General features: G+C 47.9%; 16 protein-coding genes. 8 read left to right on the top strand and 8 right to left on the bottom strand.

Annotation, left to right across the window (positions count from 1 at the left end):
- Positions 1 to 64 precede the first annotated feature (64 nt).
- The 3 genes from C7B65_RS22080 to C7B65_RS22070 all read left to right on the top strand — a co-directional run bounded on the left by C7B65_RS22080 (position 65) and on the right by C7B65_RS22070 (position 3,927).
- Positions 65 to 1,729: a S8 family serine peptidase gene (locus tag C7B65_RS22080; protein ID WP_223257430.1), complete on the top strand. Its 1,665-nt coding sequence runs from the start codon at positions 65 to 67 to the stop codon at positions 1,727 to 1,729.
- 76 nt (positions 1,730 to 1,805) lie between these two features.
- Complete coding sequence (locus tag C7B65_RS22075; RefSeq protein ID WP_083583056.1) at positions 1,806 to 3,089, top strand: serpin family protein; 1,284 nt, start codon at positions 1,806 to 1,808, stop codon at positions 3,087 to 3,089.
- 76 nt (positions 3,090 to 3,165) lie between these two features.
- Entirely contained in the window at positions 3,166 to 3,927 is a 762-nt protein-coding gene (locus C7B65_RS22070) for a hypothetical protein (RefSeq protein ID WP_073073783.1), read from the top strand.
- Positions 3,928 to 4,185: 258 nt separating this feature from the next.
- Here C7B65_RS22070 and gndA read toward each other — a convergent pair whose 3' ends face one another.
- The gene (gene gndA, locus C7B65_RS22065; RefSeq protein ID WP_073073784.1) at positions 4,186 to 5,694 is read right to left on the bottom strand and encodes an NADP-dependent phosphogluconate dehydrogenase; all 1,509 of its coding nucleotides are present in this window, start codon (positions 5,692 to 5,694) and stop codon (positions 4,186 to 4,188) included.
- 294 nt (positions 5,695 to 5,988) lie between these two features.
- On the opposite strand from gndA, the gene C7B65_RS22060 reads away from it, so the two are divergent.
- Positions 5,989 to 6,342: an ArsR/SmtB family transcription factor gene (locus C7B65_RS22060; protein ID WP_073073786.1), complete on the top strand. Its 354-nt coding sequence runs from the start codon at positions 5,989 to 5,991 to the stop codon at positions 6,340 to 6,342.
- Between the two features lie 20 nt (positions 6,343 to 6,362).
- Here the strand turns inward: C7B65_RS22060 and C7B65_RS22055 are convergent, their stop codons facing one another.
- A complete protein-coding gene (locus tag C7B65_RS22055; protein ID WP_073073788.1) occupies positions 6,363 to 7,277 on the bottom strand; it encodes a class I SAM-dependent methyltransferase in 915 nt (304 codons plus the stop codon).
- A 208-nt stretch (positions 7,278 to 7,485) separates the two neighbouring features.
- Here C7B65_RS22055 and lexA point away from each other — a divergent pair, with 208 nt between their 5' ends.
- The gene (lexA, locus tag C7B65_RS22050; RefSeq protein WP_317615828.1) at positions 7,486 to 8,109 is read left to right on the top strand and encodes a transcriptional repressor LexA; all 624 of its coding nucleotides are present in this window, start codon (positions 7,486 to 7,488) and stop codon (positions 8,107 to 8,109) included.
- Between the two features lie 33 nt (positions 8,110 to 8,142).
- Here the strand turns inward: lexA and C7B65_RS22045 are convergent, their stop codons facing one another.
- Complete coding sequence (locus C7B65_RS22045) at positions 8,143 to 8,715, bottom strand: DUF924 family protein (RefSeq protein ID WP_073073789.1); 573 nt, start codon at positions 8,713 to 8,715, stop codon at positions 8,143 to 8,145.
- A 194-nt stretch (positions 8,716 to 8,909) separates the two neighbouring features.
- Positions 8,910 to 9,395 carry an allophycocyanin subunit alpha-B gene (locus C7B65_RS22040; protein ID WP_073073793.1) on the bottom strand — a complete coding sequence of 162 codons (486 nt, stop codon included), beginning with the start codon at positions 9,393 to 9,395 and terminating at the stop codon, positions 8,910 to 8,912.
- Positions 9,396 to 9,579: 184 nt separating this feature from the next.
- Here C7B65_RS22040 and C7B65_RS22035 point away from each other — a divergent pair, with 184 nt between their 5' ends.
- Complete coding sequence (locus C7B65_RS22035) at positions 9,580 to 10,239, top strand: Uma2 family endonuclease (protein WP_073073794.1); 660 nt, start codon at positions 9,580 to 9,582, stop codon at positions 10,237 to 10,239.
- Here C7B65_RS22035 and C7B65_RS22030 read toward each other — a convergent pair.
- The 4 genes from C7B65_RS22030 to C7B65_RS22015 form a co-directional block, all read right to left on the bottom strand.
- Positions 10,225 to 10,860, bottom strand: a complete 636-nt coding sequence (locus tag C7B65_RS22030) for a 7-carboxy-7-deazaguanine synthase QueE (protein ID WP_073073796.1) — start codon at positions 10,858 to 10,860, stop codon at positions 10,225 to 10,227. The two genes, C7B65_RS22035 and C7B65_RS22030, sit on opposite strands and share 15 nt — an antisense overlap.
- Positions 10,853 to 11,242 (bottom strand): 6-pyruvoyl trahydropterin synthase family protein, encoded by a 390-nt coding sequence (locus C7B65_RS22025; RefSeq protein ID WP_073073797.1) that lies wholly within the window; start codon positions 11,240 to 11,242, stop codon positions 10,853 to 10,855. Before C7B65_RS22025 ends, C7B65_RS22030 begins: the two co-directional genes overlap by 8 nt.
- Before the next feature lie 131 nt (positions 11,243 to 11,373).
- Complete coding sequence (locus tag C7B65_RS22020) at positions 11,374 to 12,564, bottom strand: TRC40/GET3/ArsA family transport-energizing ATPase (protein ID WP_073073799.1); 1,191 nt, start codon at positions 12,562 to 12,564, stop codon at positions 11,374 to 11,376.
- A 91-nt stretch (positions 12,565 to 12,655) separates the two neighbouring features.
- Entirely contained in the window at positions 12,656 to 13,030 is a 375-nt protein-coding gene (locus C7B65_RS22015) for a C6orf136 family protein (protein ID WP_073073801.1), read from the bottom strand.
- 86 nt (positions 13,031 to 13,116) lie between these two features.
- Between C7B65_RS22015 and C7B65_RS29385 the strand changes: the two genes are divergently transcribed.
- Together C7B65_RS29385 and C7B65_RS29380 are read left to right on the top strand one after the other, a co-directional pair.
- Positions 13,117 to 13,485: a DUF3095 family protein gene (locus C7B65_RS29385; RefSeq protein ID WP_073073802.1), complete on the top strand. Its 369-nt coding sequence runs from the start codon at positions 13,117 to 13,119 to the stop codon at positions 13,483 to 13,485.
- The gene (locus C7B65_RS29380) at positions 13,430 to 13,903 is read left to right on the top strand and encodes a DUF3095 family protein (protein ID WP_219898699.1); all 474 of its coding nucleotides are present in this window, start codon (positions 13,430 to 13,432) and stop codon (positions 13,901 to 13,903) included. Before C7B65_RS29385 ends, C7B65_RS29380 begins: the two co-directional genes overlap by 56 nt.
- Positions 13,904 to 14,028 lie beyond the last annotated feature (125 nt).

The raw sequence follows: 14,028 nt of genomic DNA, 5'->3' as shown, positions 1-14,028 counted from the left end.
AGGAAACTTTGTAAAGCTTTGGTGATAAACTCTGAGCTTTTTGAGCGATCGAGCGAAAATAAGCGTGACAAATTGGGAGCGAAATGTTGTGCGGCGGATTCATCAATTAGGGTGGTTGGCGTGTGGAATCGCGACTTGGGCAGCATTAGCAGGCGGCGTTAAAAGCGCGTCTGTCGAAGAGTCTTCGATCGCCCAAGATGGCATCGATGCTTTAAAGCTGCAAAAGCCGCCTCATAACTTAACCGGACGCAAAATCGCGATCGGACAGCTTGAGATTGGGCGACCTCCCCAAAGTGGTTTAGATAAAGCGGCAAACACTAATCAAGTGGTGTCGATCGTGCGGGCATTTCTTCGCAATCAACCCGCTAAAAGCAACACTAATCTAGACACTCATGCGGCTCAAGTTGCGAGTATTTTGATTGGCAACAGCAAAGCAATTAAAGGCGTTGCGCCCAATGCTCGACTCTATTCTTCGGCGGCTGCCATTCCTCATAAGGGTGGACAGCCTGAAGAGTGTCTGTCTGCTCAATATCTGGCAATGCAGAATGGCGGCGATGTGCGGGCAATTAACTTCAGCTTTGGCGAAGCCCTTCAGCAAGACCCGCGACCGAGTGCCAAGCTAGATGGCAATGCGCTGTTGACGCGCTGCATTGACTGGTCAGCGCGGGTTCACAATGTTGTCTATGTGGTTGCAGGCAATCAGGGCAAAGGCGGCATTCCGATTCCGACTGACAACTTTAATGGCATGAATATTGCATTCACAACGCGATTAAATGGCGTGTATGCCAAAGTTGACTTTTCTAATATTGGCGATGTGGCTCCGCGTATTTTAAAGCGCAACAATGGCGTTGAGACAAACCTGGGAGGGCGACGTGGTATCTCACTCGCTGCGCCTGGAAATAAGGTTTCGGTCGCCAATCTAGAAGGCAAGCAAACGACCTCGATCGGCACCAGTTTTGCCGCACCCCACGTCACCGCAACGGTGGCATTATTGCAGGAGTTTGGCGATCGTCAACTGCGAACCAACTGTAAACGCGGTGCGGGCTGCAAATTGCCTTGGGGATTGGATGCCCGTCGCCATGAAGTGATGAAAGCCGTGATGATGAATTCGGCTGACAAAATCAAAGATAGCAGCAATGGTCAACTTCTAGGAATGACGCGCACGTTGTTGGAGAAAAATAATCAAAATTGGCTAGAGTCAGATGCTTATAAAAATCCTAAAGTGCCGCTTAATATTCAAATGGGTGCAGGACAGTTGAACGCATTTCGGGCATATCAGCAATTTAGCCCCGGTGAGTGGAAGCCTGAACAGCCCGTGCCAGCGATCGGGTGGGATTATGGAAAAGTCGGTGCAGGAAATGTCTCGTTTCAGGATTATGCGTTGGCAAACCCGTTGCAGCAGGGAAGTTATGTTGCATTAACGTTAGCGTGGGATCGATTAGTGGAGTTAAGCGATCGCAATCGCAACGGGCAGTTTGATGCAGGAGAAAAATTTAACGATCGCGGACTCAACAATCTCGATCTCTACCTAATGCGGGCAGAAGATAACGATATTCGCAAGAGCATTAGTTCATCGATCAGCGACTTGGATAGCGTGGAACATATTTTTCATCAAATTCCCACAACAGGACGCTATAAAATCCGAGTCCTATTCCGTCAGCGCGTCAATCAGCCGATTCAACCCTATGCGCTGGCATGGTGGACGGTTCCCGCGTCTCAAAAACTGTAACCAGCCTTACCGGAAATTCTGCATATACTACCGTAGCGAAAGATAGAGACAATATTTCGCAATGAGAACGACCTCGATGAGCAAACTTTTATTTACCCGGATTGGCATCGCCGTATTGGCAGCGATCGTCACCTTAACGTCGGTCAGTTGTTCAACTGCATCAAGCTCAAATCTAAATCCCAAGCCGATAGATCAAACTTCAACCACAAAGCCGAGCGCGGCTAAACCCAAAATCGTGGTTAATCCAAAACTCGTCGAGGCGAATACTCGTTTTAGCTTCAAGCTATTCTCCGAAATTCTCAAGCAAGATGGCAAAAAGAATGTCTTTGTGTCGCCTTCGAGTGTCGCGATCGCGCTCTCAATGGTTTACAACGGTGCCAAAGGCGAAACTCAGCAAGCGATCGCGAAAGCGTTAGAAATGCAGGGAATGAGCCTATCAGAGATCAATCAGGCAAATGCCAATCTCAAAACCAGTCTTGAAAGCAGCGACCCAAACGTGCAGTTGACGATCGCCAATTCGCTTTGGGCCAGAAAAGGCGTTGACTTCAAGCCAGAATTTATTCAACGCAATCAAACGTTTTACGCTGCCGAAGTCAAGTCTCTCGATTTTGCCGATCCTTCAGCGCCGAGTCAGATCAACGGCTGGGTGAAAAAAAATACCCAGGGCAAAATTAGCGAGATTGTCGATCGCATTGATGCCGAGCAGGTAATGTTTTTGATCAACGCCATCTACTTCAAAGGCAAGTGGATGAACGAATTTGATAAGAGTCAAACGACCGATCAGCCCTTCACTCTGGCAAACGGTCGTCCAAAACAACACCCGATGATGTCGCAAAAGGGCGATTATCGCTACTACGAAAATCAGCAGTTTCAAGCGGTCAGTCTCCCTTACGGCAAAGGGCGCACGAGTCTCTATGTCTTCTTGCCCAAGTCAAATTCTAGTCTTGCAGAGTTTCAGAAAACGCTGACGGCAGAAAATTGGCAAACCTGGATGAAAGCCTTTGGTAAACGGGAAGGCTCGATTCAACTGCCGCGCTTTAAGATGGACTATGAAATCGAACTTAAAAAGTCCCTTTCAGCGTTGGGAATGGGAGTTGCATTTGATCCATCAAAGGCAGATTTTTCTAACTTAAGCACCACTTCAACGCGCATCGACGAAGTAAAACACAAAACCTTTGTCGAAGTGAATGAAGAAGGCACCGAAGCCGCCGCCGTTACCTCAGTCGGAATTCGAGCCACATCTGCTCAGGTGACTGTTGCCCCCTTCTCAATGACCGTCGATCGTCCCTTTTTCTGCGCGATTCGAGACAACAAAACAGGTGCAATTTTATTTATGGGTTCGATTAACGACCCGACTTAATTAAAATTGCTTATCCTTTCTCGATTTAACCAGGTATTCTAATAGCGGAGTGTTTTAAGTCAAACAGGTTAGAACCGTGGCACAGACTTCATCTCAGTGGCGAAATCTGGTCAGCCTTATTCAACGCGATCGTCGCCTCAAGCCGCTGGCTTTGCGTCGTTGGTCAGCATCGGGAGGCTGGCTGCTAGTGACCGGAGGCACGATCGGGCTACTGTTCTGGAATGGTCGCTTAGTGCTGGCAACGGGTGCCGGGGTTGCGGTGATGATGCTAGTTTACCTGATGCAAGATGGCAACTGGAAAGCCCCTTGGTCAGAGATGGAAAAATTTCTGCAAGGCTGGAATCAGACATTTCTCTTAGCGGCTGCAAGTGGGTGCGCGGCGACTTTTGGCATCTATTTAGCAGCGTCTTTATGGGCTGAAGTCAACAGTCCTTGGATCGCGACGGGAATGCTCTTACAGCAAACGACCACGATCGCAGCATTGGGACTTTTAATCTGGCAAATGGTGAACCGTCAGGAAAGTCGCCCCACAACTCGCTTGAACCAAATTTTGGACGATTTGACGAATAGCGATCCGCTCAAGCGATTGATTGCAGTGCGACGAATCACTAACGCGATCGAGCAACAGAGCGATCGCGTCCAAAAACGCCAGATGGCAGATTATCTGCGCGTGATGCTAAGTCGAGAAGAAGACACGATCGTCCGAGATGCTGTGCTTGAAGGATTGCAAGCACTTGACATTACTCGTAGCCTGACCGCCAGCAAGGTGGAGCCAATTGCAACTCCGATCGCGCTTCAGCATTCTAGGATCAAAGCTCGAAGACACGATACTGTCTAGTAGGCTGACGTTTACTTAAACAAAAAGGGCGCAGTCTATTGCGCCCTTATGAGAAGGTTCGATCGTACTTTCGTCAAACCTAATGCTTAATTAACGTGAATTTGACGACTTCGTTACCAGTCCATCGCGCCCCCTAAATCCCCCAAAACTGGGGGACTTCAAGTCAAAATTTCCGGTTCAAAGTCCCCCAGAATGGGGGATTTAGGGGGCAGAAGCCGCTCTTGACGAAGCGATAAATCTCATCGAATTCACGTTTAATTAGCTCTTAGTTTGCACTTCCTTAATTTGCACATCTTCAACTTTTGCGGCTGGCTCATCTGCGGTTAGTTTTTGAGGAGTAGACACATTTGCTGACGAGATATCGCTCCAATCAGTGTGAAAAACGCCCTCTTTGTCAGTTCGTAGATAGGTGTGAGCGCCAAAGTAATCGCGCTGTGCCTGAGTAAGATTTTGAGGGAGACGATCGCGCCGATAGCTATCAAAATAATCCAGCGAGGCACTAAACGCGGGAACCGCGATTCCCATTTTCGCCGCTTGAGCAATCACTTCTCGCCACGCTTCTTGCTTGTCCAGAATCGTTTGCTTAAATTCGGGTGCTAACAGCAGGTTTGGCAGATTGGGGGTTTCGTTGAAGGCATTCTTGATTTTGTCCAAAAATCTGGCACGAATGATGCAGCCACCTTTCCAGATACGAGAACATTCACTCAGGTTAAGGGCGTAGCCGTAAGTCTTAGATGCCGCGCTCAGCAACGCCATCCCCTGCGCGTAAGAGCACATCTTAGAGCAATAAAGGGCATCGCGCACCATCGCAATAAAGGCTTTTTTGTCTCCAGTAAACTGGGCACTTGGCCCTGTTAACACTTGAGACGCTTCCATCCGCTCGGTTTTGTAGGAAGACATAATTCGAGCGGTGATCGCGGCAATGATCGTCGGAATCGCGACCCCTTGTTCGAGCGAGTCAATGACTGTCCAGCGTCCGGTGCCTTTCTGTCCAGCAGCGTCTAAGATTAGCTCGACGATCGGCAACCCAGTATCTGGATCAATCCGCTTAAAGATGTCGGCGGTAATCTCGATCAGATAAGAATTGAGTTCATCAGTGGTGTTCCACTCGGTGAAGACTTCGTGTAGCTCTTCGTGATTTAAGCCAACGATATTTTTGAGCAGATCATAGGCTTCTGCAATCAACTGCATATCGCCATACTCAATGCCGTTGTGAACCATCTTCACATAGTGACCCGCCCCACCTGGGCCGATATAAGTCACACAAGCACCATCATCAACCTGAGCTGCGATTTTAGTCAAAATCGGTTCCAGATATTCGTAAGCTTTTTTAGTCCCTCCGGGCATTAAACTCGGACCGTTGAGCGCCCCTTCTTCACCGCCGCTCACGCCCATGCCAATGAACGTAAACTTTGCTTCTTCGAGGTGACGAGCGCGGCGGGCAGTGTCGCTAAACAGCGAGTTGCCCCCATCGATCATAATGTCGCCTTCGTCGAGAAGGGGGGTGAGTTGGTCGATCACGGCATCTACGGGGGCACCCGCTTTCACCATGATCAAGATTTTACGTGGACGCTCTAAAGACGCGACGAACTCTGCGATCGTATACGTTGCAACGACATTTTTCCCTTGTGCTCGTTGCTCCATGAATGCGTCAGTTTTTTCACGAGAGCGGTTGTAGACAGAAACGGGGAAACCATTCCGCTCAACGTTCAGCGCTAGGTTTTCGCCCATCACCGCAAGACCAATTACGCCAAAGCTTTGTGCCATAAGATTTCTGCTAACTCTACGTTCGCTGGGGCTAATGATTACCCCCAAGGTAGCTTGATCCCCTCGATCTAGCCTGGAAGATTAGATTAAGACTGTGAATTTGGGAGCGATCGAGTTGATGTCTGTAGAGATTTACCATAAGTTAGCGCGATCGTAATTTCGTCAATCCACTCATCTGTCACGTGGTTATATGAAGTTTCTGCGAAGCTCAGGCTTGTGAATGATTACTCTATTGCTATAGAGAACTCTACTCGATAAGATTTGGTGATCCCAGCTAGCCTGTCTTCAATCGACATGAAAACCGCAAAGCCTGTTCCGCAAGAGGTTGTCCAGCAAGTTGCCGACTACTTCAGTGTCTTGGGTGAGCCGATGCGCCTCCGAATTCTCAATCTGCTGCGAGACGGCGAGAAATGCGTTCAGGATTTGGTTGAAGTGACCGACACAAGTCAGGCAAATGTCTCAAAACATCTAAAGGTGATGTTGCAAGCGGGCATCTTAACCCGTCGCAGCAAAGGCACCCTGGCTTATTACAGCGTTGAAGACGATTTGATTTTTGATCTTTGCAATTTAGTCTGCGATCGGCTTGCCAGTCGAATTGAGGAACAAGCAAAATCCTTTCGGGCATTCAGTTTGACCAGCAAAAGATAAGACAGTCAGTAGAGAATCGTCTATTTTACTTGAGCCACGACCGTGCGGTGGCGAGGCGTGTTGCAAGTCACCGTAGGTTGAGCAAACCCCGACTCTACGATCGCGCCCTCAATATCGAACGAAAAGTAATCATCCATATACGGCTCAGTGCTCTTAAGCAGCGTCAGAATATAGGGCGGCATTTTCGCATAAATTTCTGACTTCGGATTCATATCCATAATCGCTAAGTGTCCACCGGGACGCAGTAACCGTTTCGCTTCTTGCAAAATCTCGATCGCAGCAGTTCTAGGCAACTCGTGAAACATCAAACAAGCAGACACCAAATCAAAAGAGCTAGACGGCAAGCGGGTTGACTCGGCGGCGGCATGAACCCAAATCGGAGGATTTTGACGCTTCTGCTGGGCTTGATAGTAGGCAACTGCTAGAAAATAGGGCGACAAATCGACTCCAGTAATCTTGGCGCTGGGAAACGTGTCTTGAAGCGCAAAGGTACTCATGCCAACGCTGCAACCCAGATCCACAATATCGTTTGGCGCGTTGGGTAACTCTTTCAAAATCGCGTGATAGCTTTGCCGCAGTCGAGCATCACCCTCTGCTCCAGCATCTTTCCAAATTCGGGCATGAACGGCGTAGGCAGCTACTTCGACTTCTGTGGCAGGCTCCCAGCCTAGATTGCCCTCGTTGTAAGCATGGAAGGGGCGCAAATAATAATCGGGATAGGCTAAATCGGGATAGTTGACCTGATTGAATTCGGCTGTCCAATCGCGCGATCGCAGCGTTTCGGCTTCTTGAACCCACTGCACTCCGATCGACTCTGCCCGCTTAATCATCATCTGACGCGCCTGATATTTTGCCAGATTAAACAATGGCTTGATCGCTAGAATGCGATTTACAACGCGAGATGCCAGACGAGGAGTGGTTTCAACAGCAGTCATAAGTCACCGTATCAAAACAGCATTTTATCAACCCACTCATTATCGCAAACGAACTGCACCGAGAACGATCGCAATCTTTTTTCGATCGCAAGACAAATGTCAAAATTGATGATACGAATGTTCTTAGAGATCTTTTGTTTAAATCACTAGACGACTGTACTAATATGTGATACAAATGTTCTAAAATCTTTCATCATTTGTACTAATTATGCTGGAACCTCTCACCGAAGCCCAAAGGCAACTCTACGACTGGCTAGCCGAATATATCTACCAACATCAACATTCTCCTTCAATTCGGCAGATGATGACAGCGATGAATCTTAAGTCACCAGCCCCCGTGCAGAGCCGTTTAGAACACTTGCGAAATAAAGGTTACATCGCCTGGTCAGAAGGACAAGCTCGCACCATTCGTCTGCTGCACCCCGAACCTAAAGGTGTGCCAATCTTGGGCGCGATCGCCGCAACCAGTCTGGTAGAAACTTTCTCTGATACCGAAGTTGAGCATCTCGATCTCTCCAGTCTGTTGATCAAACCTCAGCATTTTGCCTTAAAAGTGCGCGGACACAGCATGATTGATGCGCTAATCGATGATGGCGATGTTGTGATTATGCAGCCAGTGCCAGACCCGAAGACTTTAAAGAACAACGCGATCGTCGCCGCACGAGTCGAAGGAAAAACGACGCTGAAATATTTTCAGAGAAAAGGCAGCAAGGTGATTCTTCAACCCGGCAACCCCAATCGAGACCTTTATCCTGTCACCGAAGTTTCGGCAGCTCAAGTGGATGTGCAAGGCGTTTTGGTGGGAGTTTGGCGAGGTTATGGAACGTTGTAAAAGGACTATCTACCCGATTAAATAGCCTCTCAGTTAAAAAGATGATCCTGGCTGCGTGAGAAACTCAGCTTCTTCAGGCGTGGTAGCACGTCTGAGAATCTGATTGCGATGAGGGAACCGTCCAAACCTTTGAATAATGGCTTGATGGCGCAACGCAAAATCGTAAGTGTCACTCAGATCGGGATTATCGCTGAACTGGTGAAATAGCTTCACAGACTGACGTTGATGCTCCAGGTTTTCGCTGTGTTCCATTGGAAAGTAGAGAAACTGTCGCTGAACTGGAGGCAATTGTCGATCGAACCTCTGAGCAATAGCGTGTTGTACCACAGAGAGCGCTTTGGCATCGGTGGCAAACGATCGTGGCTGACCCCGAAACAGATTGCGTGGAAACTGATCGAGCAGCAGGGCAAGCCCTAAACAACCTTGGGGCGAGTCGAGCCATCGATCGAGTTGACCTGAGGCGGCTTGCTCATAGTCAGATTGGAACTGCTTCACCTGTTTGTCAAACGCCGCATCTTTGGTAAACCAAACCTTGCGAGACTTTAACTGAGCGACATCTTGCATATCGCCAAACCAAAAGTTCAAAATCTGATCGAGTTGAGTCATTACAGTTTAGAGATCAATCTGGACTCCTTTATTTTCGGAACTTTATCTGGCGTTGAGGAGGGCAATTCACATTCAGCAATGCCCTTTGTCTGTAAAAAGTTTCCCCACGATCGAGAGAGTTCTGACGTTAAAGAGCCAGAAACCTCTCTCGATCGTGGGGAAGTCAACAATATTCAGTTTTTCGCAACCTAGCTCTAAGACATACCCTGAATCAGGTAGTCAAAGTAAGGAGCGGCTTCTGCCCCGTCTTCGGTGCTCAACAGTGCTAGAGAAGCATCTTTAAGGCAGCGCATCGCCTCTGCCATGCCAGGAACAGGAACGTCCAGGGCGTTATACATCTCACGTGCGCCGATTAAACCAATCTTCTCGATCGGGTCTTTATCCCCGGCCAATACGCCATAGGTGACTAGGCGGAGATACCAACCATAGTCACGTAGACAGAGGGCGCGTTCACGGTTGCCGTAGGCGTTACCGCCGGGGGCGATAAAGTCGGGGCGCTTTTTCCAAAGATTTTTGCTAGCTTGCTCGACGATCTTCTTCTCGTTGGATGAGAGCGTTTCGACGATGCGAGTGCGCTGTACCCCGGTTTGAAAAAACTCTTTTATGCCTTTCAACTCGCCGCTCGTGGGATAACGGAGTTCGTCGTCGGCTTGAAGGATGACTTGGCTAACTACGCTCATATTTATTGCGGTATCTCAGAATTCATCTTGTAGTGTACCGAGTTTCGGGGTCGTAAAGGAAGACTATTTTCTCATTAGTCTTGACAAAACGTAATCTTTGACCTGAAGAGTGCGGGTTGAGGATGTCAAACTAATCTCATGTTCTGGGTTTTCTATCCCGATCTCCACTCGCCGAGGAGCCAACATGGTTACACTTCAACTGAAACAAATTCGAGTTTTGGCCGGGCAGCGAGTAGTGCTAGAAGATATTAATTGGCAAGAGTTTGAGGCGATTTTGGAAGAACTCGGTGATCGCCGCAACACGCGATTGGCTTACAGCAAAGGAACATTAGAAATTATGGCTCCATTGCCAGAGCATGAAGTCAGCAAAGAGATGATCGGAGATTTGGTAAAAATCTTGCTCGAAGAGTTGGATATGGATTGCGAATGTTTCGGCTCAACCACCTTTAAGCGACAAGAGATGCAGCAGGGGATCGAGCCAGATAACTGCTTTTACATCCAACACCCCGAACGGATGCGAGGAAAGTCAAGAATCGATTTGTCGATCGACCCACCACCCGATTTAGCGATCGAAATTGATGTCACGTCTAAAACCCAATTAGATGCTTATCAAGCGTTGGGTGTGCCGGAACTCTGGCGATATGAAGCTGGAAGCTTGAGAATCGATGTTCTTCAAGACAATCAATATGTTCAATCTGAAACTAGCCCGACGTTTCCAAACTTTTCGATCACAGAAGCGGTTTCTCGCTTTGTGCGACAAAGCAAATCAGAGGGAAGAAGCGCAGCACTAAAAGCATTTCGGAAGTGGGTCAGAGAGAAAATCGCTTCTCTACCGGACTCCTAACATTTTGTGAGTTTGCACACTGATTCGCCATTGTGGATGTCGCAACACATAATCAAAAATCAGATCACGACTTCCTTCTGTGTTCCACTCAGCTTGCAAATAGCAAATTACCGAGGCTACAACCTTTGCAGATTGCTGCTCTGCCCAAATCAAATCTTGAGAGTTTGCAACCACGATTTTGAGTTCACTCGCATGAGCATAAACGCTCTCTTGGGGCGGATTAGAGACTTTAGGGGAAAGCGTCACCCAATCAAATCGACCGCTAAATGGATGTGCGCCAGACGTTTCTAAATGCACTCGCAGACCTGCATCGTGAAGCGAGTGACTCAACTCCGTTAAATCGTGCATCAAAGGTTCGCCGCCTGTGATCACGACGATCGCCGGATTTGCTGCGATCGCATCTGCCACCAAGTCCACTATTTTTCGCTGTGGGTGTCGTCGCGGATTCCAAGACTCTTTTGTGTCGCAAAACCAGCAGCCCACATCACAGCCCCCCAATCGAATGAAGAATGCGTTTGTGCCCGTCCAAGCGCCCTCGCCTTGAACCGAGTGAAAGGTTTCGACAATCGGCAACGTGGTCTGATTTGTCGAGGCGCGATCGGTCAATTCAAAATCAATCATCCTCATACTCCGCCCATGAGTTTGGCGATTCTGACACTGCAACTTTGAGTTTGATGCCCTCCGGCAGGGTCTTCTTGGTTTTGTCGTAGATATACTGAGCAATCATCTCTGACGTTGATTCATAGCCTTCTGGCAACACTTCATTGAGATTGCAGTGATCGAGTCCGCCTTTAAGAACATCTCGTTTTGCCCATTTGAGCGTTCTAAAGTCTGCCACCATTGCTGCATGAGGACAATATTCTGAAGCATGAAGGCGATCGCTCGTCGCTTCTAACCGAACGGTATACGTGTGTCCGTGCAGTCGTCCACAGGGCCCATCATAGTCACGAATTGAGTGAGCGGCGTTAAACGTAAACTCGGTTGTGATCTTCCACTTGGGCATGGTCTTGTTCTCCTGTAAAACCTATCCTAAGTCTTCAAGAATAGGATTTTAGAGTGCTTTCTTAAATCCTAAAGATCCAAGTTATTTAATCGCTTGCAAGGGCGAGAACAAGACAGCGAAGACCACAATATCTAGACTCGCGCCGGGTCAGCAAACCGAATTTTGAGATAATCGTCCTCCATCTTTGCCCCCGCCGGGTTTAACGCCGCTAATGCTTGAGGTAACACTAAATTACGGCGATGATTTCCAATCCGCACGTTTAACTCGTCGCCCGTTTTGCTAAGTTCGATCTGGCTTTTTTCGATTCCAGGCAGATAAATCTCTAAGCTATATTGACCCTGATCTTGCACAACCCGCAGCGTCGTCTCTTTGTAGTAAACCTGGGCAGGATCTTCGTTGTTGGGGTAGAGCGTTTCTTTTAAGCGATCGAGCGCCTTTAACCCGCACATTTCTTCTGAATAGAGCGGCACTTCCTTCACAGGTAAAGGCGCAAAGTTATCGTGAATTTCTTGACGATATTGCGATTGACTTTCTTTCCAACGTTTAAAGAATGGATCAGTCACTGACTCAGGAATAATGCGATTTGCGATAATCAAATCTGTCGAAACATTGTACAAGCTCAAATAAGCATGGGCACGCAGCGACTCTTTAATCACCATCTTTTCAGGGTTGGTGACTAGTCGCACTGAAGTTTGCGTGTTATCGATCAACACTTTTTGCAACGCTTCGATTTGCTCATAAAACTCAAAGGGCGCATCCATCACCTCTTTGCTGGGCAGAGAAAAGCCAGCGATCGGTCTAAAAATCGGCTCCACCAAGGGGCGCAATGCCACCGAGATTCCTTGAAATGGCTTGTAAAACTTTCGCATATACCAGCCGCCAACTTCTGGCAGACTTAACAGCCGCAGTGCGGTTCCAGTTGGTGCAGAGTCGATGATCAACACATCAAAGGTGCCTTCGTCATAGTGGCGTTTCATCCGCACCAACCCAAAAATCTCATCCATACCAGGGAGAATAGCTAACTCTTCAGCTTGAATGCCATCTAGCCCCCGCGCTTGCAAGACCTGAGTAATATAGCGTTTGACTGCACCCCAGTTGCCTTCTAACTCCATCAGGGCATCTAACTCAGCACCCCACAGATTAGGGCGAACCAGCTTTGGCTCGTGACCTAGCTCTAGATCAAAACTGTCGGCTAGCGAGTGAGCCGGATCGGTGCTTAAGACAAGGGTTTGATAACCAAGCTCTGCACAACGAAGCCCAGTTGCGGCAGCTACAGAGGTTTTGCCAACGCCGCCTTTCCCTGTCATCAAAATTACACGCATGGTCGATCGAAGTCCTTGCCTGAGAATTGTTTACATTCTTTTACTTAACTTCATTCTCCCACAGGAACCCAGCTTTGTGGATCGCGCACCGTTAGCGGAAATGTTGTTTTAACACGTCTAAACGCGAACAGTGCCAATAATCGATGTGTGACACGATCAGATCATCCCCATTGACGGTTAGCTCACTCCATCCGCTAATCGAGATATGAGGCTTCCACGGTAGAGGCGTGTTCCAACTCAATGTCCAGTCTGTCCTGATCAAATTGCCATTGCGCTGAATTGTGTGGAGATCCATCTGGACGTTGAGAAACCAGGTTTTGATAAAGCCGATCATTTGCTGATAGCGATCTCGTCCCCGAAACTCATTCAACGGGTCTTTAAAGTAAACGTCTTCAGCGTAAAGACCATAGGTTTGATCGTCTGGAAAGCGCTGATAGTCATCTTGAAGAATTTGCAGAAGGTTCATAGAATCTACATTAAACGACTAAATCCACGTCAGAGAGAATTCCGTACTAGTGCTAGATTATACAAAGCATGTACTAAACTAAGACCATGCCTACTCGGTATTTCTATTCCGATTTACCTGTTTTGACTGACTTTGTACAAATCACTGACCATCATAATTTTGTGGCTGTTCCTGATGATTGGCTGATTGTGATTACCGATATCATCGGCTCGACTCGTGCCATTGAGCAGGGTCGCTATAAAGATGTCAATTTGTTGGGTGCTTGCTTGATCGTATCGGTTCTCAATTTAGAGTGTCGCTGGCAAGACATTCCAAGTCGCTATGGAGAAACGGTCAGTTTATTAGTGCTGGCAACGCACGACGAAGAGTATCGAGACCTAATCGAACAAATTCAACTGAATCTATGGAGCGGGCGATCGCCGCTCTTTATCTTTCAGCCCCAACACACTTCTTAAAGAAACTAAAGTCCGTACCCCGACCAACCATGGGTTCAGCAAACTCAAATATCTGATCAAAATTCAGTTTGAAAATCTGCTCGGCTGGATATTTATGAAATTTAAGCTCAACGTCGGCGGAACAGATTGGGGTAAATATCAAGACGTTGTAGCGGCTGCAACTGACTATTGCAAGTTTGATGATATGCTGCGAATGGTAATCGCTGGAGATGCCCTGCAACGAGAGAAGCTCACCGATTACTTAGAGCGGAAGTATCGATCAGGCAAGCTTGTCTATGGATTGCACGTCAGCGATCGAGCGTTGCTAAGCTGTTTAGTGTTCGATCTTAGCGGACGACAAGTACATTTTTTTGATGGTGCTGATGGAGGCTATGCACTTGCAGCTAAAGAAATGAAAGCCCGAACAATAAACCCATAATCACCTGCTGTAACCAAACCCACCATCCGTATAATCAAAAACAAAACTCCTCCTTTCAGCTAAGAAAGGAGGCTTTGTTCTTTTAATATTCAACCTGGCGATGAGCTATTTTTGCGGGAGGCTAC

It is taken from the genome of Phormidesmis priestleyi ULC007 (assembly GCF_003003695.1).
GTDB lineage: Bacteria > Cyanobacteriota > Cyanobacteriia > Leptolyngbyales > Leptolyngbyaceae > Phormidesmis_A > Phormidesmis_A priestleyi_A.
This window is presented reverse-complemented; position numbering and strand designations above follow the sequence as displayed.

Bases quoted from the DNA above. Each gene is read 5' to 3' on its own strand.
- C7B65_RS22075 (WP_083583056.1), top strand. From the start codon at position 1,806: ATGAGCAAACTTTTATTTACCCGGATTGGCATCGCCGTATTGGCAGCG.
- gndA (WP_073073784.1), bottom strand. From the start codon at position 5,694: ATGGCACAAAGCTTTGGCGTAATTGGTCTTGCGGTGATGGGCGAAAAC.
- C7B65_RS22060 (WP_073073786.1), top strand. From the start codon at position 5,989: ATGAAAACCGCAAAGCCTGTTCCGCAAGAGGTTGTCCAGCAAGTTGCC.
- C7B65_RS22055 (WP_073073788.1), bottom strand. From the start codon at position 7,277: ATGACTGCTGTTGAAACCACTCCTCGTCTGGCATCTCGCGTTGTAAAT.
- lexA (WP_317615828.1), top strand. From the start codon at position 7,486: ATGCTGGAACCTCTCACCGAAGCCCAAAGGCAACTCTACGACTGGCTA.
- C7B65_RS22045 (WP_073073789.1), bottom strand. From the start codon at position 8,715: ATGACTCAACTCGATCAGATTTTGAACTTTTGGTTTGGCGATATGCAA.
- C7B65_RS22040 (WP_073073793.1), bottom strand. From the start codon at position 9,395: ATGAGCGTAGTTAGCCAAGTCATCCTTCAAGCCGACGACGAACTCCGT.
- C7B65_RS22035 (WP_073073794.1), top strand. From the start codon at position 9,580: ATGGTTACACTTCAACTGAAACAAATTCGAGTTTTGGCCGGGCAGCGA.
- C7B65_RS22030 (WP_073073796.1), bottom strand. From the start codon at position 10,860: ATGATTGATTTTGAATTGACCGATCGCGCCTCGACAAATCAGACCACG.
- C7B65_RS22025 (WP_073073797.1), bottom strand. From the start codon at position 11,242: ATGCCCAAGTGGAAGATCACAACCGAGTTTACGTTTAACGCCGCTCAC.
- C7B65_RS22020 (WP_073073799.1), bottom strand. From the start codon at position 12,564: ATGCGTGTAATTTTGATGACAGGGAAAGGCGGCGTTGGCAAAACCTCT.
- C7B65_RS22015 (WP_073073801.1), bottom strand. From the start codon at position 13,030: ATGAACCTTCTGCAAATTCTTCAAGATGACTATCAGCGCTTTCCAGAC.
- C7B65_RS29385 (WP_073073802.1), top strand. From the start codon at position 13,117: ATGCCTACTCGGTATTTCTATTCCGATTTACCTGTTTTGACTGACTTT.